Source organism: Micromonospora sp. NPDC092111 (genome assembly GCF_044755745.1).
Classification (GTDB): Bacteria; Actinomycetota; Actinomycetes; order Mycobacteriales; family Micromonosporaceae; genus Micromonospora.
In genome coordinates this window covers 910447-927527 of the sequence record NZ_JBIVRQ010000001.1, presented here as the reverse complement: position 1 = coordinate 927527, position 17081 = coordinate 910447, and the positions used below count along the sequence as shown (strand labels likewise).

At 74.6% G+C, this 17081-nt stretch carries 18 protein-coding genes; 2 read left to right on the top strand and 16 right to left on the bottom strand.

Features of this window, described 5'->3' with window-relative positions; genetic code table 11:
• Positions 1-7 precede the first annotated feature (7 nt).
• From ACIQG9_RS03865 to eno, 15 genes are all read right to left on the bottom strand, one after another.
• On the bottom strand, positions 8-1378 hold the full coding sequence (locus tag ACIQG9_RS03865; RefSeq protein ID WP_400398149.1) for a DUF58 domain-containing protein: 1371 nt from the start codon (positions 1376-1378) through the stop codon (positions 8-10).
• Positions 1378-2385: an AAA family ATPase gene (locus tag ACIQG9_RS03860; RefSeq protein WP_400398147.1), complete on the bottom strand. Its 1008-nt coding sequence runs from the start codon at positions 2383-2385 to the stop codon at positions 1378-1380. The genes ACIQG9_RS03865 and ACIQG9_RS03860 overlap by 1 nt, the downstream gene beginning before the upstream one ends.
• Positions 2385-2972 carry a hypothetical protein gene (locus tag ACIQG9_RS03855; protein ID WP_400398146.1) on the bottom strand — a complete coding sequence of 196 codons (588 nt, stop codon included), beginning with the start codon at positions 2970-2972 and terminating at the stop codon, positions 2385-2387. Before ACIQG9_RS03855 ends, ACIQG9_RS03860 begins: the two co-directional genes overlap by 1 nt.
• Before the next feature lie 34 nt (positions 2973-3006).
• Positions 3007-3750: a DUF4129 domain-containing protein gene (locus ACIQG9_RS03850; RefSeq protein WP_400398788.1), complete on the bottom strand. Its 744-nt coding sequence runs from the start codon at positions 3748-3750 to the stop codon at positions 3007-3009.
• Positions 3751-3769: 19 nt separating this feature from the next.
• The gene (locus ACIQG9_RS03845; protein ID WP_400398144.1) at positions 3770-4561 is read right to left on the bottom strand and encodes a uracil-DNA glycosylase; all 792 of its coding nucleotides are present in this window, start codon (positions 4559-4561) and stop codon (positions 3770-3772) included.
• Positions 4554-5240, bottom strand: coding sequence for a dienelactone hydrolase family protein (locus tag ACIQG9_RS03840; protein ID WP_400398787.1), 687 nt, complete (start codon positions 5238-5240; stop codon positions 4554-4556). The genes ACIQG9_RS03845 and ACIQG9_RS03840 overlap by 8 nt, the downstream gene beginning before the upstream one ends.
• Positions 5241-5465: 225 nt before the next feature.
• Positions 5466-5978 carry a hypothetical protein gene (locus ACIQG9_RS03835; protein WP_400398143.1) on the bottom strand — a complete coding sequence of 171 codons (513 nt, stop codon included), beginning with the start codon at positions 5976-5978 and terminating at the stop codon, positions 5466-5468.
• Between the two features lie 108 nt (positions 5979-6086).
• Complete coding sequence (locus tag ACIQG9_RS03830; protein WP_400398141.1) at positions 6087-7154, bottom strand: HAAS signaling domain-containing protein; 1068 nt, start codon at positions 7152-7154, stop codon at positions 6087-6089.
• A complete protein-coding gene (locus ACIQG9_RS03825) occupies positions 7151-7483 on the bottom strand; it encodes a PadR family transcriptional regulator (RefSeq protein WP_067307540.1) in 333 nt (110 codons plus the stop codon). Before ACIQG9_RS03825 ends, ACIQG9_RS03830 begins: the two co-directional genes overlap by 4 nt.
• Positions 7484-7704: 221 nt before the next feature.
• Positions 7705-8646: an exopolyphosphatase gene (locus ACIQG9_RS03820; RefSeq protein ID WP_400398786.1), complete on the bottom strand. Its 942-nt coding sequence runs from the start codon at positions 8644-8646 to the stop codon at positions 7705-7707.
• Positions 8647-8654: 8 nt separating this feature from the next.
• Positions 8655-10055 (bottom strand): hypothetical protein, encoded by a 1401-nt coding sequence (locus ACIQG9_RS03815; RefSeq protein ID WP_400398139.1) that lies wholly within the window; start codon positions 10053-10055, stop codon positions 8655-8657.
• Between the two features lie 57 nt (positions 10056-10112).
• Positions 10113-10625 (bottom strand): amino-acid N-acetyltransferase, encoded by a 513-nt coding sequence (locus ACIQG9_RS03810; RefSeq protein ID WP_400398138.1) that lies wholly within the window; start codon positions 10623-10625, stop codon positions 10113-10115.
• A 1-nt stretch (position 10626) separates the two neighbouring features.
• The gene (locus ACIQG9_RS03805; RefSeq protein ID WP_400398785.1) at positions 10627-11184 is read right to left on the bottom strand and encodes a DUF501 domain-containing protein; all 558 of its coding nucleotides are present in this window, start codon (positions 11182-11184) and stop codon (positions 10627-10629) included.
• A gap of 34 nt (positions 11185-11218) precedes the next feature.
• Positions 11219-11842, bottom strand: coding sequence for a septum formation initiator family protein (locus ACIQG9_RS03800; RefSeq protein WP_400398136.1), 624 nt, complete (start codon positions 11840-11842; stop codon positions 11219-11221).
• 30 nt (positions 11843-11872) lie between these two features.
• On the bottom strand, positions 11873-13156 hold the full coding sequence (gene eno / locus ACIQG9_RS03795; protein ID WP_400398134.1) for a phosphopyruvate hydratase: 1284 nt from the start codon (positions 13154-13156) through the stop codon (positions 11873-11875).
• A gap of 222 nt (positions 13157-13378) precedes the next feature.
• Between eno and ACIQG9_RS03790 the strand changes: the two genes are divergently transcribed.
• Positions 13379-14071 carry a hypothetical protein gene (locus tag ACIQG9_RS03790; RefSeq protein WP_400398133.1) on the top strand — a complete coding sequence of 231 codons (693 nt, stop codon included), beginning with the start codon at positions 13379-13381 and terminating at the stop codon, positions 14069-14071.
• Positions 14068-14976 carry an NAD(+) diphosphatase gene (locus ACIQG9_RS03785; RefSeq protein WP_400398131.1) on the top strand — a complete coding sequence of 303 codons (909 nt, stop codon included), beginning with the start codon at positions 14068-14070 and terminating at the stop codon, positions 14974-14976. Before ACIQG9_RS03790 ends, ACIQG9_RS03785 begins: the two co-directional genes overlap by 4 nt.
• A gap of 6 nt (positions 14977-14982) precedes the next feature.
• On the opposite strand, the gene ACIQG9_RS03780 is transcribed toward ACIQG9_RS03785, so the two are convergent.
• Complete coding sequence (locus ACIQG9_RS03780; protein WP_400398130.1) at positions 14983-16602, bottom strand: DUF885 domain-containing protein; 1620 nt, start codon at positions 16600-16602, stop codon at positions 14983-14985.
• Between the last annotated feature and the right edge of the window lie 479 nt (positions 16603-17081).

Below are 17081 nucleotides of genomic sequence, written 5' to 3'. Positions count from 1 at the left end.
CGCGCGCTCACCGGGCACCGACCCGCGGGGCGGTCGCCAGGCGGGCCACGTCCCGCAGCACCTGGTCCAGGCTGCCCGCGCCGGCCCAGCCCACCACCGGCACGCCGTGCTCACGGAGCTGGGCGATCATGGTGTCCCGGTCCAACCGCCACAGCCGGTACGCCACCGGCGCCCAGCCCCGGTCCCCCGGCGGGGAGAGGTCGGCCGGCAGGGTGTCCACCGCCACCACGAACCGGCCGCCCCGGGCCAGCCGGGCCAGCATCTGCGCGGACCGCTCGTCCAGCAGCGGGGTGAGCACCACCACCAGCGCGTCGGCGGAGAGCAGTTGCGGGCCGAACACCTGGTCGTACGGCTCGTGCGGGGAGGACTCGGCGCGCACGTCGAGCAGCCACTCCAGGACGGTCAGGTACTGCCGGCGTCCGGTGGCCGGGCGGAGCCGGCGGGCCGCCGGCCCGTACTCCAACATGGACACCCGGTCGCCCCGGTGCAGGTAGTGCTCGGCGATCGCGGCGGCGGCCCGGACCGTGGTGTCCAGCACCGACGCCGCGCCGCCCACCCCACCGGAGCGGCCCGCCTCGGCCAGCACGTCGAGCAGGACGACCACCTCGGCGTCCCGGTCGGAGAGGGTGGCCGCCACGTGCAGTTGCCGGGCGCGCAGCGACACCCGCCAGTCGATCCGGCGCAGCCGGTCCCCCGGCCCGAAGACCCGGACGCCGGCCAGTTCGCCGCCCTCCCCCGGCCGGCGGGAGTGGTGCGCGCCGACCAGCCCGGCCGCCCGGGGCATCGCCTCCACCGCCTCGAACGGCTCGGTTTTCGGGTACACCCGCATCCGCACCGGCTCGGTGATCACGGCACGGGAGAGCAGCAGCCCGTCGGCGGCGGCGACCCGGGCGCCGGCCGGGCCGATCGGATGCCGGCCCCAGCGCAGCGCGCTGCCGGCCAGTTCCAGGTCGACGGCGGTGCCGGTGGGGATGGACGTGACGAAGGGCCGGTCCGCGCCACCGGAGCGGCTGACGTCCACCCCGGTGCCGCCGAACCCGGCCCGCCGCACCCGCAGCCACGGGGAGATCCGGGTACGCACCACCGCCACGTCGTACGACACGGTGTCCGGGTTGCCGACCACGACGGTGCCGGACAGCGCGCCGCCCTCGACCAACTGCGCGTCGTCGGCGACGATGTCGAGCTGCGGCGCGGCGGTGGGCCGGCGGCGCAGCGCGTACGCGGTGCCCAACGCGAACGGCGCGGCCAGCACGACCAGGTCGACCCGGCCGAACAGCACGGCGGCGATCAGCAGCAACCCGGTGAGCAGCACCGCGCGGCCCAGCGCCCAGGTGGGCGCCCAGCCCGCCGCCGGCTCCGGACGGTCAGCCACGACCATCAGCGCCCCGACCGGCCGGCCGCGTGGCTGGGCAGCGCGCCGCTGGCCGGGGCCGGGGTCTGCGCCAGGACCTCGCCGACCACGAAGGACGGGTCGACCCGGCGCAGCCACATCTCCGGACGCAGCGTGATCCGGTGCGCCAGCGCGGGGGCGGCCACCTCCTTGACGTCCTCCGGCACCACGTAGTCGCGGCCGGCGAAGACGGCCCGGACCCGGGCCAGCAGCAGCAGCGCCAGCGAACCGCGCGGGGACGCCCCGACCAGCACCGACGGGTGTTCCCGGGTGGCCGCGGTCAACTCCACGATGTACCGGCCGACGGAGTCCTCCACCACCACGTCCTCCAGCGCCGCCTGCATGGCCCGCAGGGTGGCGGCGTCGACCACCGGCTTGATCTCGGCCTCCTCGCGGCGGCGGGCCATCCGCCGGCGCAGCACGTCCCACTCCTCCTCGCGCTCCGGGTAGCCGAACGACACCCGCAGCAGGAACCGGTCGAGCTGCGCCTCGGGCAGCGGGTACGTCCCCTCGTACTCGATCGGGTTGGCGGTGGCGAGCACGTGGAACGGCTCGTCCAGCCGGTACGTGACGCCCTCGACCGAGACCTGCTTCTCCTGCATCGCCTCCAGCAGCGCCGACTGGGTCTTCGGCGGGGTCCGGTTGATCTCGTCGGCGAGCAGCAGGTTGGTGAAGACCGGGCCGGCCCGGAAGGAGAAGTCGCCGCTGCGCTGGTCGTAGAGGAACGAGCCGGTGACGTCGGCGGGGAGCAGGTCCGGGGTGAACTGGAGCCGGCGGAAGTCCAGCCCGAGGGCCTGGGCGAAGGAGCGCGCGGTCAGCGTCTTGCCCAACCCGGGCAGGTCCTCCAGGAGCACATGCCCGCCGGCCAGGATGCCGGCGAGCACCAGTTCCAGGGACTCCCGCTTGCCGACCACGACCGTGCCGACCGCGTCCAGCACCGCCCGGGCCAGGTGGCCGACCTCCGTGGCGGGGATGCTGCGGTCCACGTCGTTCATCAGATCTTCTCCAGTTCGGCGACGATCGCCGCGAGGTCGCGCGGCGACGGGGGACGGCGGGAGGGGGTGCTCAGGAAGCTCCACAGCGGGTCCCCGAGCAGGGCGCGGGCGCGCGCCGGGTCGGAGTCCCGGGTCAGGCCGTGGCGCTGGCGCAGCCGCTCGTCGGCCAGTTCGCCGAGGCGGGGCAGGATCCGCTCGGTGAACCGCTCCCGGTTGCCCGAGGACCAGTCCAGCGGTCGTTCCCAGCCGTTGATGGCGGCGCGCAGCGCGTCCCGGGCACCCCAGTTGTACGCGCCGGGTTCCTCTCCGGTGGGGGCCCGACCGCCGGCCCGGGGCGGCGGTGGCGGGGCCAGCGCGCCGGTGACCCGGCGGACGGCGAGCACCGCCAGCACGCCGGCCACCACGATCCAGATCGACAGTTGGAGGCCGACCGCGCGCAGGCAGACCAGGACCACGGCGGTCAGCGCGGCGGCGGTGGCGAGGACGCGGAACACCCACCGGGCCCGTCCGCCCCGGGCCCGCCCCGGTGCGGCCGGCGGCTCCTCCTCGAAGCTGAGCAGGTCGTCCAGACCGGTCCGCTCGCTCACGCCGGCACCTCCCCGGGGCCGGTCTCACGGGCGGTCACGCCGGCGCCTCCCCGGCCGCGGTGGCCAGGGCGGTGAGTTCGCCGCGCAGCCGGCGCAGCGCCGCCCGGGCCTGGTCGCGCATCCGCGCGTCGACGGTGTGGGTGGCGTACCGGGCCTCGCGGTAGACGTGGGCGAAGCCGTCCAGCACGTCGGCGCTGGCGATGGCGGGCACACCGGCCGCCGGGTCGCCGCGCAGCAGCCGGGTGACCAGGTCGGTCGGGGTGTCCCCGGTACGCCTCGGCACCCCGGCCTCGGTGGCCGCCTCCTCCAGCCGGACCCAGCAGGCGATGACCGCGGTGCGCGGGTCGGTGTCGGCGTCGTCCAACTCCTCCAGGCCGGCGTCGAGGGCGGCCACCACCTCTCGGGCGGTGCCCTCGGCGGTACGCCGGGCCCGGGCGGCGGGGATCGCCCGGGTGGTACGGCGCAGCGCGCCCCGGACCAGCGTCCAGGCCAGGTAGCCGAAGGCGGCCAGGACGGCGAGCCCGAGCAGGACGATCGCCGCCGTCGCGATCCACTGCGGCACGCTCGGCTGGGTCTGCTCCGCGCCGGTACGTGGTTCGACCGGAATGGACGCGGCCGGCTCACCGGTGGGGTAGTCCGGGACGTACGGGATGTTGTCGGCGGCCGGCGGGATGCGGCTGGCCCCGATCGACGAGTGCCCGGCGGCCAGCGCGGCGGCGGCGAGCAGCAGCGTCACCGCGGCGACGGGCCACCACCTGCGCAGTACGCCGAGGTCCATCGCCACCGCCCCACGCAGCTCAGTCCGCCCCGGCGAGCTGTTTCGCCCGGGCGAACACATCGTCCAGCATCTCCGGCGTCAACCGTCCCGTAAAGGTGTTCTGCTGGCTGACGTGGTAGCAACCGAGCAGTTGGGGGGCGGCCGACCCGGACCAGTGTGCCCCATGGCCGAAGACCGGTCGCGGGCTGGGCGGGCGGATTCCGTACACCTGGCGTAGCACCGGCCACCAGGCGGCCCAGGCGAAGGCACCCAGCGCGACCACCACCCGCAGGGTAGGCCGGATCAGCGCGATCTCCCGGTGCAGCCACGGGGCGCAGGTGTCCCGCTCGGCCGGGGTGGGCCGGTTGTCCGGCGGCGCGCACCGGACGGCGGCGAAGATCCGGGTGTCGGTCAGCGTGAGACCGTCGTCGGCGGCCACACTGGTCGGCTGGTTGGCCAGCCCGGCGCGGTGCAGCGCGGCGAAGAGCACGTCGCCGGAGCGGTCCCCGGTGAAGATCCGCCCGGTCCGGTTGCCACCGTGCGCGGCCGGGGCCAGGCCGAGGATGGCGATCCGGGGGGCCGCCGTCGTCGCGGCGGGCGCGCCCGATCCGCCCGGTCCGGTGCGGTTGTCCGGCGCGCCGAAGCCGGGCACCGGCCGGCCCCAGTACTCCTGGTCGCGGAAGGCCGCCCGCTTCGTCCGGGCGACCTCCTCCCGCCAGGTGACCAGGCGCGGGCAGGCGAAGCAGTCGCTGACCGCGCCGTCGAGGTCGGTCAGGTCGGTCGCCCGCGCGGCGCGGGCGACCACCTCGTCGGGGGTACGGGGTTCAGCCAAGCTTGGCCCGGAAGAGTTCCAGGGTGCGGGCCCAGGCGGTGGCGGCGGCCCGCTGGTCGAAGTTCTCCGGCCGGTCCTCGTTGAAGAACGCGTGCGCGGTGCCCGGGTAGTCGTGCGTCTGGCAGGTGCCCCCGGCGTGCTCGACGGCCCGGCGAACGGTCTGTACGCCGTCCGCGGCGGACAGACCGTCGGCCTCGGAGCAGTGCACGACGGCGGCCTTGCCCGCGTAGTCGGCCCACTCGGTGGCCATGCCCTCCCACGGCAGACGGGGGTAGAAGGCGGCGGTGGCGACGATCCGCTCCGATCGGGTGGCCGCCCAGAGGGCCAGGCTGGCACCGGCGCAGAACCCGGCGCAGCCGGCCTTGCCGGTCACCTCGGGCCGCCCGGCCAGGTATTCCGCTGCGACGGCGATGTCGGCCGCCGCCTCGTCCATCTGGGTGCTGTTCAGCATCTGCCGGGGCTCGCTCGGCTTGCTGGCCGGCTGGCCGTGCCGGAAGTCGGGGGCCAGGGCGACGAAACCCGCCTCGGCGAAACGGTCCGTGACCGACCGGATGTGCGGCACCAGGCCCCACCAGTCCTGGATGACGATGACCGCCGGGCTGGCCGCACCGCTGGCGGGTATCGCGAGATACCCCTCGCTGGTTCCCCCGTTGCTGCGGTAGCTCACCATCTCGCCCATCGGCCCGTCCTCCTGTCGGTCAGTCATCGTTGGCTGGTCGCAGGGTGTTCCTACGTGCCGGTAGCCTGCCACGCCGTGAGCGCGCCGGGAAGATGCCGGAACAGTGGCATATACCTCGCGTTCACCGTCCGGTAGCCCCGGACACGTCGACGGCGGCGCGGGGGTTCCGCGCCGCCGTCGGTTGCCGCCGCTCCGGCCCGCTCCGCGGCCTTCCTGATCAGCCGGTCAGACCTTCTTGGTCAGGCAGAGCAGGTAGCCCTTGCCACCCGGGGCGATGTTGTAGAAGACGTAGCCGTCGTCACCCTCCTTGATGTACTGCTCGCACGCCTTGCCCGTCTTGGCCTGCGCCTCGGTCTGGTCGTCCACCCGGCCGACCACGTTGTAGACGGCCTCCGTCGAGGTGCACGTGACCACCTTGGCGTCGCTGACCGAGCGCTCCTCGGTGCCGGTCACCTCGGGCAGCTCGGCGATGCAGTCGCCGGCCTTCGCCTCGGCCGTCTCGTCGGGGTTGAGGAAGTTGCCGATCGCCGTGCCCACACCGAACTTCAGGGCCGCGACGACCAGGAACGCGACGATCGCGACGATGATGCCGAGCGCCTTCTTCGCGCCGCCGCCCTTCGGCTGCTCCGGCTGCTGCGGCTGCGGCTGCTCCGGCTGCGGCTCGACGGCGGGCACCGGGGCGACCGGCTCGGGCTGCCCGGCCTGCGGGGCGGGGGGCGTTGCGGCCTGCTCTGACACGGGGTTTCCTTCCGAGGGGTGAATGAGCAGACGACACCGTAGCGACGAAGATCAGCGCGCGCTGTCCCGTTCCTATCGTCCGTTCAGCTATTTCCCAGGAAGGGTCGGTCAGCGGGTGGGTGTGGCCGTGGGCTCGGCCGGCGGCGCGGACACCGACGGCGTCGCGGACGGACTCACCGAGGCCGTCGTCCCGGTGGGAGCGGGAGCGCCCGGGTCGGTGGTCGTCGGGAGCACCCGGGGCGGGGCCTGCGTCGGCGAGGCACTCGGGTCGGCCGTCGCGCTGGTCCACCCGGGCGGCAGCGGGGCGACGGCCGGCGGACGCGGCCGGAACGGCGCCTGCTCCGGGCAGTACGGGTAGCCGCGCTGCACCGGGTTGACGTCCGGCAGGGCAGGATCGTCGCAGGCCGGCCAGCCGAGCCGGATCGGGGTGCCGTTCTGGTCGAAGAGCCGGGCGTTCTCCACCAGCCGGCCCTCGCTGTCGTAGACGTAGACGTCCTGCACCTGGTCGTAGGGGTTCTGCACGGAGATCGACTCGTAGCCGTAGCCGGAGCCGGAGCGGGCGTGGCCGTCCACGTTGGCCACCGCGCCGATCGCGAACAGCGCCAACCCCACGGAGCTGGCGTGCAACGCCCAGCGCCGCCAGGTACGCAGTTCGGCGGCGCGGCGGCCCAGCCACACGGAGACGAACACCAGGCCGGCGAGCAGCGCCAGGCCGACGAACACGTTGTCGTCGACCCGGGGCAACAGGCCGAACGGGCCGCCGGTGCTGATGCCGGTGACCAGCATCGCGGCCAGGTAGGCGCGGGCCACCCACCAGGCGGGGCGGAGCAGGCGGAGGAACTCGCCCGCGGTGGCGTACCCGAGCAGTGGGCCGACCCGGGCGTCGACCCGGGCGACCCGGGCCCGGGTCCGCCCCAGGGCGGCAGCGATCCGCCGTTCCAGGGCCCGCCGGCCGGCCGTCGGGTCACCCGCCCCGGCGGCGGCGCGCAGCTCGGCCGCGTACGCCTCGGGGGTGCCCAGCCGGTCGACCAGCGAGCCGTCGGCCTCGGCGGCGACCTCGGCGAGGTGTTCCGGCAGGTCCTCGGTCAGCTCGTCGCGGGACTGCGGCGGCAGGTCGGCCAGCGCGGCCCGCACCCGTTCCACGTAGTCCGTTATCTCCTGCCCACTGACGGTCATGCCGCCATCCCCCGATCATCGAGCAGTTGGTCCATCGTCGTGGCGAACGCGCGCCAGGTCTTGCCGGAGCGGGTGAGCTGGTCACGGCCGGCGGCGTTGAGCGCGTAGTACTTGCGGTGCGGGCCGGACTCGCTCGGCACCACGTACGTGGTGAGCAGGCCGGCGGCGAAGAGTCGGCGCAGCGTGCCGTAGACCGAGGCGTCGCCGACCTCCTCCAGGCCGGCCTCGCGGAGCCGGCGGAGGATGTCGTAGCCGTAACCGTCGGAGTCGCGCAACACGGCGAGCACGGCCAGGTCGAGCACACCCTTGAGCAGTTGTGTGGTGTCCACGCATCACACACTACTGCGCAATGCGCAGTACCGTCAAGAACGCACCACCCAAGCCCGCCCTGCCTCGCCCAGCCGCCCTGCCTCGCCCAGCCGCCCTGCCTCGCCCAGCCGCCCTGCCTCGCCCAGCCGCCCTGCCTCGCCCAGCCGTGTTGATCAAGAGGTTTGCGTCACCCGCCGCGAGATTCCTGACGCAAACCTCTTGATCAACGCCTTGAGGCCGACTAGTTCGAGGGCGGCTGGAGGGTCCAGGCGATGCCGTCGAGGATGTCGTGCTCGGAGGCGATCACCGAGGGCATCCCGGCCCGCTCCATGATCACCCGCAGCACCAGCGCGCCCGCCCCGATCACGTCCGCCCGCCCCGGGTGCATCACCGGGATCTCCAGCCGCTGCGCGCTGGTCCGCGCCAGCAGGTCGGCGGTCACCTCGGCCACCCGGTCGTACGGCACCCGGGCGTGGTGGATGCGCTCCGGGTCGTACGCCTGGAGGCCCTGGGCGATGGCGACCACGGTGGTGACCGACCCGGCGAGGCCGATCAGGGTGGCGGCCTCCCGGCCGGGGACGGCCGCCAGCGCCCGGTCGACGGCGGCGGCGATGTCGGCCTGCGCGGCGGCGACCTCGGCCGGGGTCGGCGGGTCGCCGTGCAGGTGCCGCTCGGTCATCCGGACGCAGCCGATGTCCACCGAGATCGCCGCCCGCACACCACCCTCGCGGGTGCCCACCACGAACTCGGTCGAGCCGCCCCCGATGTCCACCACCAGGTACGGCGGCTCGGCGTCGGTGGACAGGCCACGGACCGCCCCGGTGAAGGAGAGCCGGGCCTCCTCGTCGCCGGTGACCACCTCCGGGGCGACGCCGAGGGTCTGCTCCACCATGGCCCGGAAGTCACCCGCGTTGGAGGCGTCCCGGGAGGCCGAGGTGGCGCACATCCGGACCCGCTCGGCACCCAGCTTCTCGATCTCGGCGGCGTACCCGGCCAGCGCCACCCGGGTCCGCTCGATCGCCTCGGGGGCCAGCCGGCCGGTCCGGTCGACGCCCTGGCCGAGCCGGACGATCTCCATCCGCCGGGCCAGGTCGACCAGCGGGGCCTCCGGCCCCGCCGCCGGGTCGGGCAGGTCGGCGACCAGCAGACGGATGGAGTTGGTCCCGCAGTCGATGGCGGCCACACGCGTCGTCACGGCAGCAACCCTACGGCAGCCGTCGGGGCCGAACCGGGCGGTCGGCCCGACCGTGGCACCGGGGCGACACCCCGGTGGACCGGCGCGGCGGCCGACCGCCCCGGTGGGCGCGGCGACGAAACGCCGGTGCCGACCGCGCCGGCCGGGGCCGACGGCGACCGCCGTCGCCGGAACCGGCGGCGGAGGGCCCACGGCAGCCAGGGCAGCGCTCCGGCCAACACCAGCAGGGACAGCAGCGGCAGCCGCCACCAGGGTGACACCGTCGCCGGTGGCCGGCCCGGTGGCGCGGACACCCACGGGCGGGCGGTCTTCGCCCAGGCCAGGAAGGCGTCGCCGACCGGGAGCAGGCCGAAGGCGTACCGCCGGGTGTGCGGGGTGTCCAGCGGCACCCCGACCAGCTCGCCGTAGTTGGCCAGCGCCCCGGCCAGCCCGTCGTCGCCCTGCACCTGGGCCGCGCCGAGGGTCACCACCGTGGCGGAGAGGCTCACCCCCAGCGGTAGCGGCCCCGAGTCGACGTCCGCCGGGCCGTCCAGGCCGCGCGGATACTCGCGGACGGCCGGGCCGAGCCCCAGCGGCGACACCACGTACTCGTCGCGGAAGCGGAGGTACTGGTCGCGGGCGAAGGTCGGGTCGATCTCCGGCAGGAACCGCTGGATGACACTCTGCGAGGTGCCCCGGGCCACCTCGGCCGGGCGGCCGGTGACCGGGTCCACCCGGTGCGGCAGCAGCCCGGTGCGCGGGTCCAGCCGCTGCCGTACCCCGTCCAGCCAGCGGCGGGCCGTCCGGTCGAAGCGCGGCACCAGCAGGTGGTCGTGCAGCCGCAGCGAGGCCACCGCGACCGTGGAGTCGACCGGCCACGCCTGCCCCGGGTACGCGGCGAGGTAGGGCGAGGCCGAGGCGTCGAACGCGGCGGCGAGGATGGCGGAGCCGGCGGCGAAGCGGCGTACCTCGGTCGGATCGCGGCGCTCCGCGGGTTGCAGGGCGAGCACCCCGCCGCGCAGCCAGTTCGTCCAGCCGGCATGGAAGACCCCGTACGCCGGGGTCAGGTCGACGCTGAACGGGGCCGTTCCGGCCGGCGACTCCAGTCGGGCCAGCGCCCAGCGGGCCTCCCGCAGCGCCTCACCCCGCCGCTCGGGCGGCTGCCGCAGGCCGGTCTCCACCCGGGCCAGACCGTAGAGCGCGTGGGCGAAGAACCAGCCCTCCGGGAACATCGTCTGGGCGTCCTCGCCGGCCCCGTCGTCGAGCGCGGTACGGAGGAAGGTGAGCTGCCGGTCCACCCCGGGCGGGTCGCCGGACCCGCCACCGGTGGCCGGGGCGACGAGGCGGACCACCCCGACGAGGGCGAGGAGACTGACCAGGGCGGCGAGCACCACGCCCACCCGGCGCACGATCGTCACCGGCCCAGGGTGGCGGGGCGGGTCAAGGGCGACCGGCTCCGTCCACTGCGGACCGCGCTACAGCCGCAGCAGCATCCGGGTGTTGCCCAGCGTGTTCGGCTTGACCCGCTCCAGGTCGAGGAACTCGGCGACACCCTCGTCGTAGGAGCGCAGTAGCTGCTCGTAGACGGGTTGCGGCACCGGCGCGCCGTCGATCTCGGTGAACCCGAACGCCCCGAAGAACGCCGTCTCGAAGGTGAGCACGAAGATCCGGGCGACGCCCAGCTCCCGGGCGGCGTCGATGAGATCGCCGACGATCCGGTGGCCGAGCTTGCGGCCCCGGCAGGCCGGGTCGACCGCGACGGTGCGGATCTCGGCCAGGTCCTCCCACATCACGTGCAGCGCGCCGCAGCCGACCACCGTGCCGTCGCCGGTGACCGCGACCCGGAACTCCTGGACGTCCTCGTAGAGGGTGACGGTGGCCTTGCTGAGCAGCCGCCGGTCGTCGGTGTAGGTGTCGACCAGCCGCCGGATCCCGCGCACGTCACCGGTGCGGGCCCGGCGGACCACGATCTCGTCGGCGCCGGTCATCTCACTCCGCCGCCGGCAGGTCCACGCACGGCCCGGCGGCCCACCACTTCTCCACCAGGGCGAGGGTCTCGTCGCCGAACGGGTTCACCCCCGGCCCGGCACCGAGCGCGTGCCCCAGGTGCACGTGCAGGCACTTCACCCGGCCGGGCATCCCACCGGCGGAGATGCCGGCGATCTCCGGCACCTGGCCGATCGCGTCCCGGCGGGCCAGGTAGTCCTCGTGCGCGGCCCGGTACCGGTCGGCCAGCTCCGGGTCTTCGGCCAGCCGCTCGGCCATCTCCTTCATCAACCCGGCCGACTCCAGCCGGCTGCACGCGGCGGTGGCCCGGGGGCAGGTCAGGTAGAACAACGTCGGGAAGGGGGTGCCGTCGGCCAGCCGGGGCGTCGTCTCCACCACGTCGGGCAGGCCGCACGGGCAGCGGTGGGCCACCGCCCGGGTGCCCCGGGGCGGGCGTCCGAGCTGCGCGGCCACCGCGGCCAGGTCGGCCTCGGTGGCCGGCTGGCGCTCCGGCAGGGGTACGGAGCCCGCCGCCGGGTCCTGCGGTGGTACGACAGTCACGGTGCCCATCTCTCGTTCGGTACGCGGGTGCTGCTCACTTGTCCGGGGTGTCGCCGTTCGCCGCCCGGACGCTCGACCACAGGGTGTCGTACCAGGGGGCGGGGCGTTTCGGCGGGGCCGGCGGCCGGCCGCCGTTGGCGTCCCGGGCCGCGCCGGCCTCGTCGTGCAGCACGATCACCGGCGTCTCGCCCGGCGTCACCATGTAGAACCGTTCCCGCGCCTTGATCTTGATGTATTCCTGATCCCGCCACTTCGCCGCCTCGGCGGAGAGGTTGGCGATCTCCTCCCGCTGGGCGGCCTGGCTGGCCTCCATCCGCTCGATGTCGACCTGCTGGTCCAGGTAGACCCGGACCGGATAGGTGTACGCCAGGGCGAGGGCGAGCAGCACCGCGAAGAGCACGGTGGCCCGCCCGGTGAACCGTCGGGGGTGGGGTGCGGTCAGTCGCCGGATGGTGCCGCCGGCCGCCGTCCGGCGGGCCGCCGCCGGGCGGTTCGCCGACCGTACGCCGTCGGCGGCCCGCGACCGGGCCGTGGTGGCCCGTGTCTCGGCACGGACCCCGCCGTCGCGGACCGACGTCCGGGCACCCCGGGCCCCGCCCGGCCGACCGGTCGGTCGACGGGCGGGACGCTGGCCACCCGGTGTGCGGCGCTGCTGCATCGTCACACCCCTCCCCGAGGCTCCGGTCGGTCAGGCCGAACGGTAACGCGGGAACGCTCCGACGCCGGCGTACCGCGCCGCGTCGGCCAGCTCCTCCTCGATCCGCAGGAGCTGGTTGTACTTGGCCACCCGGTCGGACCGGGCCGGGGCACCGGTCTTGATCTGGCCGCAGCCGGTGGCGACCGCCAGGTCGGCGATGGTGGTGTCCTCGGTCTCGCCGGACCGGTGGCTCATCATGCACTTGAAGCCGGCCCGGTGGGCCAGGTCCACGGCGTCCAGGGTCTCGGTCAGCGAACCGATCTGGTTGACCTTGACCAGGACGGCGTTGGCGGACCTCTCGGTGATGCCCCTGGCGATCCGCTGCGGGTTGGTCACGAACAGGTCGTCGCCGACGATCTGGATCCGGTCGCCGACGGCGGCGGTGAGGGTGGCCCAGCCGCTCCAGTCGTCCTCGGCCAGCGGGTCCTCGATGGAGACGATCGGGTAGTCGCCGATGAGCTTGGTGTAGTAGTTGCTCATCTCCTCGGCGCTCTTCGGGCTGCTCTCGAAGGTGTAGGTGCCGTTGTCGAAGAACTCGGTGGCGGCCACGTCGAGGGCGAACACGATGTCGGTGCCCAGCCGGTAGCCGGCCTTCTCGACCGCCTCGGCGATCAGGTCCAGCGCGGCGGCGTTGCTGGGCAGGTCGGGCGCGAAGCCGCCCTCGTCCCCCAGACCGGTGGAGAGGCCCTTCTTCTTCAGCACCGACTTCAGCGCGTGGTAGACCTCGGCACCGGAGCGCAGCGCCTCCCGGAAGCTCGGCGCCCCGATCGGGGCGACCATGAACTCCTGGACGTCGACGTTCGAGTCGGCGTGCGCCCCACCGTTGAGGATGTTCATCATCGGCACCGGCAGCAGGTGGGCGTTCGGGCCGCCCAGGTAGCGGAACAGGCTCAGCTCGGCGCTGCCGGCCGCCGCCTTGGCCACCGCCAGCGAGACGCCGAGGATGGCGTTCGCGCCCAGCTCGGCCTTGTTGTCCGTGCCGTCGAGGTCGAGCATCTTCTGGTCGATCAGCCGCTGCTCGCTGGCCTCGTACCCGATGAGCTGGTCGACGATCTTGTCCTCGATGTTGGCGACCGCGTTCTCGACGCCCTTGCCCTGGTAGCGGTCGGAGTCACCGTCGCGCAGCTCGATCGCCTCGAAGGCGCCGGTGGAGGCGCCGGAGGGCACCGCGGCGCGGGCGATCGTGCCGTCGTCGAGCCCTACCTCGACCTCGACCGTCGGGTTGCCCCGCGAGTCGAGAATCTCCCGGGCGACGATTCCCTCGATGGTTGCCACTGATGTCGCTCCTCGTTCGTGTGTGCGAATCCGGTATGGGCCGCGACGGTGCGGCTGGGGCAGGTGTTGAACGCAGCGTATCGGGCGGCGTCCGGGCACACCGCGTCCGGGCACACGGAGAGCACCCCTAATCGGTGCGACGAGACGGACATTCCCGGATTCTCACCCCTCAACCGGCAACCGGTTTGCGCCCGGTGGACCCGATCGACCACGCTGGTCGCCATGCCCGCCGTCTCGACCACCCTCCGCGTGCTCGCCGTGTCGGTCATCGCGTCGCTCACCGTCACCGGCTGTCAGACCCTGGACGACGCCGGACGCGCCCTCGGCCGGGCCGATCTGGTCAACGACCTCGCCGCCCGGCTGGACGGCTCACTGGTCGAGACCTGGACCGCCGAGTACCAGCTCCCCGGCGGCCGGACCAGCAGCATCGCCCAGCAGAAGCAGCCGGCCCAGTCGGCGTACGCCTGGGCGGACGGCAAGATCACCGTCTCCGAGCAGGCGATCACCCGGTGCGCGACCGACGCCGGGCGGACCACCTGCACGATGCACCCACCGGTGCTCATGTCGGGCAAGGCCTCGGTCCCGCTCTTCACCGAGGCACGCAAGCTCGGCCTGGTCACCCCGCCGGCGGTGATCCGGGTGCTCACCGAGGCCGCCCTGGACCCGCAGGCCCAGGTGAGGCAGACCGACACCACGATCGCCGGGCAGCATGCCACCTGCGTCGACGTCCGGCGCTCCGCCGGGGACTTCACCGCCTGCGTCACCAGCGGGGGCGTGCTCGGCAGCTTCACCGGCACCCTCGACGACCGGCCGGCCGAGGTGACCCTGAGCCGGTACACCGACACCGTGGCGTCGACGGCGTTCGACCTGCCGGCCGGCGCCGAGGTGACGGACCGCCGAGCGGCGACGGCGTGACCACGCCACCGCCCGGACGCGCCGCCCGCACAGACGTCGGCGGTCCCGGCGCGGTGGCCCCGCCGCCCGGCCGGATCGGCACCGGGTTCCTGCCCGGCTCGGCCGCGACCGTCCCGCCCGCGCCGGACGACCTGGCCCTGGCGGTGGCCGGACGCCGGCTCCTCACCACCCCGGACGGCGGGCTGCCCCGGATCGGTGAGCTGCCCCCGCAGGCCGGCTGGGTGCCGGTCGGCACGCTGAACGGCGTACCGGCGTGGGCGGGCGAACCGGCCGGGGCCGAACGGCTACCCGGGCAGTGGCTGAGCTGGCGGGCGCTCGCCGCCGAGCTGCCCGAACCGCTCGCCGAGCTCGCCGGGCGGGCGCTGGCGGTGGTCGTCTGGCGGCGTACCCACCGGTGGTGCGGAGCCTGCCGGACGGCGCTGGCCGACGTGCCGGGCGAGACGGCCCGGCGCTGCCCCGGATGCGACCTGTACGTGCCGCTGCGACTCTCCCCGGCGGTGCTCACCGCGATCACCCGCCCCGGACCGGCCGGCGGCCCCGACGAGCTGCTGCTGGTCCGGCACGCGTACGGCCCGACCGAGCTGTGGGCGCTGGTCGCCGGCTTCGTCGAGGCGGGCGAGTCGCTGGAGGCGGCGGCCCACCGGGAGGTCGGCGAGGAGGTCGGGCTCGCCCTGGGCACGGTCGAGTACTTCGGCAGCCAGCCCTGGGCGCTGTCCGGGCCGGGGGTGCTGCTCGCCGGGTTCACCGCCACCGTCGCCGACCCCGCCGCCGAGCCCGTGGTGGACGGGCAGGAGCTGGTGCAGGCGCGCTGGTTCCCGCTGGACGCGCTGCCGGCGGCGCTGCCCCCGGCGTACTCGATCTCCCGCTGGCTGGTCGACGCCGTCGCCGCCCGCACCCGGGCCTGACCTGACTCAGAGGCCGAGCAGGGTACGCAGGTGACGCGGTGGCGGGCAGTCGTGGGCGAGCATCGCGTCGTGCCAGTCCCGCACCGACACCCCGGCCGGCCGGGATCCGGCGATGTCGGCCAGCTCGCTGTAGCCGACGAAGTACGTGGAGAGCTGCGTGGAGGTGAGCAACGCCCGTCGCCACTTGCCGGCCGCCTCACCCTCCTCCTGGAAGCCACGCCCGGTCATCAGCGCCATCGCCTCCGACTCGGGCAGCTCCTCGCCGTGCACGAGCTGGTCGAGCAGGGCGTTGATGGTCATCCGGAGCTGCATCTTGAGCTGCTGCAACCGCACCGGCAGGCCGCCGAAGCCGAGACCGGCCATCAGCTCCTCGGTGTAGACCGCCCAGCCCTCGATGAACACCCCCGACTCGGTCAGCGCGCGGACCCGGGTGGGGCCGGCGTACCGGCGGGCGTGGGCGAGCTGGAGGAAGTGCCCCGGCATCGCCTCGTGCACCGTCAGGTTGCGGATCATGTGATCGTTGTACTCGCGGTAGAACGACTCGACCCGGTGCGCCGGCCAGTCGGCCGGGGTGGGCGCGATGCAGTAGAAGGTGGGCAGGTCCGCCGACTCCAACGGGCCGGGTGAGTCGCAGTACGCCACCGCCACGCCCCGGGCGAACTCCGGCATCTCCTGGATCACGCACGGGTCGTCGACCAGGCTGACCAGATCGTGGGCGCGGACGAAGTCGCTGGCCTCGTCCAGGGTGACCGAGGCCAGGTCCACGATGGAATGGTCGTCGGGGTGCTCGGCGGCGAGCAGGTCCAGCGCCCGGCGTACCGTCTCGTCGTCGGCCGGACCGCCGACCAGCTCGACGGCCGCCTCGCGGATCTCGGCGGTGATCCGGTCCAGGTTGGCCCAGGCGCGACGCTGCACCTCGGCGGCGCTCAACTCGGTGTCGAGGGTGTGCCAGAGCCGGGCCTCCCAGCGGCGGCGGCCCAGCCGAGGGTCGCGCCCCGGCCCGGCGTCGGCGGCCAGCCCGGTACCCAGCCAGCCGACGAACTCGTCCAACGCGGCGATCGCCGCCGTCGCCGCCGGCTCGACCGTGCCGTACAGCCCCGGTGCCTGGGCGAGCAGCGCCGGCACCTCGTCGCGGATCAGCGCGGCGGTGCCGGTGAACTGCCCGACCGCCGTCTCGGCGTGGATCCGGGGCATGTCACGCAGCACCGCCCGCGCGGTCGCCAGCGCATCCGGTACGGCCGCCAGCCGGCCGGCGAGATGGGCCAGCCGCTCCTCGACCGGGGCGTACGGGCGGGCAAGCACCGCGTGCAGCAGCGGGCCGGGATTGTGCCGCAGCGGATCCCACTCGTGGGCGCGGATCTCACTCAGCTCGAACAGCTCCCGGTCGACCAGGGCGCTCAGCAGCGCGTGGTCGACCTGCTCCTCGACGTCGAGGGAGTCCGAGTCCAGCTCGGCGAGGGCATCGGCGGCCTCCCTCAGCATCGCCTGGTCCGCGCCGACCGCGTCGGTCGTGAGGTCGGGCAGGCGGTCGTCGTACCGGTGGTCGCCGGTGGACGTGGCGAGGCCGGGACGGCTCTCCAACAGGGCGTCGACGATCCGCTCGGCGAGAGGCACGAAGGATGACATGCGCCGACCCTACCGACTCCCCGCCCCACCCGACCCCACCCCGACCCCCACCCCCTCCTTGGTCCTGGCCTTGGCCTTGGCCTTGGCCTTGGCCTTGGCCTTGGCCTTGGCCCTGGCCTTGGCCCTGGCCTTGGCCCTGGCCTTGGCCCTGGCCTTGGCCCTGGCCTTGGCCCTGGCCTTGGCCCTGATTCTGACTCTGGCCTGGTCCCAGCCCAGTCCGGTCGAGCCCGGCTCGGCCCGGGCTCGGCCCGGCTCGGCCCGGTGATCAAGAAGTTTGCGTCAAGGAAGGTCGGCGGCCCTGACGTAAACCTCTTGATCACCTCGCCAGGGCCAGGGCCATGGCGGGTGGGGCCGGGGCGGGTGGGGGCAGGGCGGGGCCGGGTGGGGGCGGGGCGGGGCGGGTGGGGGCGGGTGGGGGCGGGGCGGGGCCGGGTGGGGGCGGGGCGGGGCGGGTGGGGGCGGGTGGGGGCGGGGCGGGG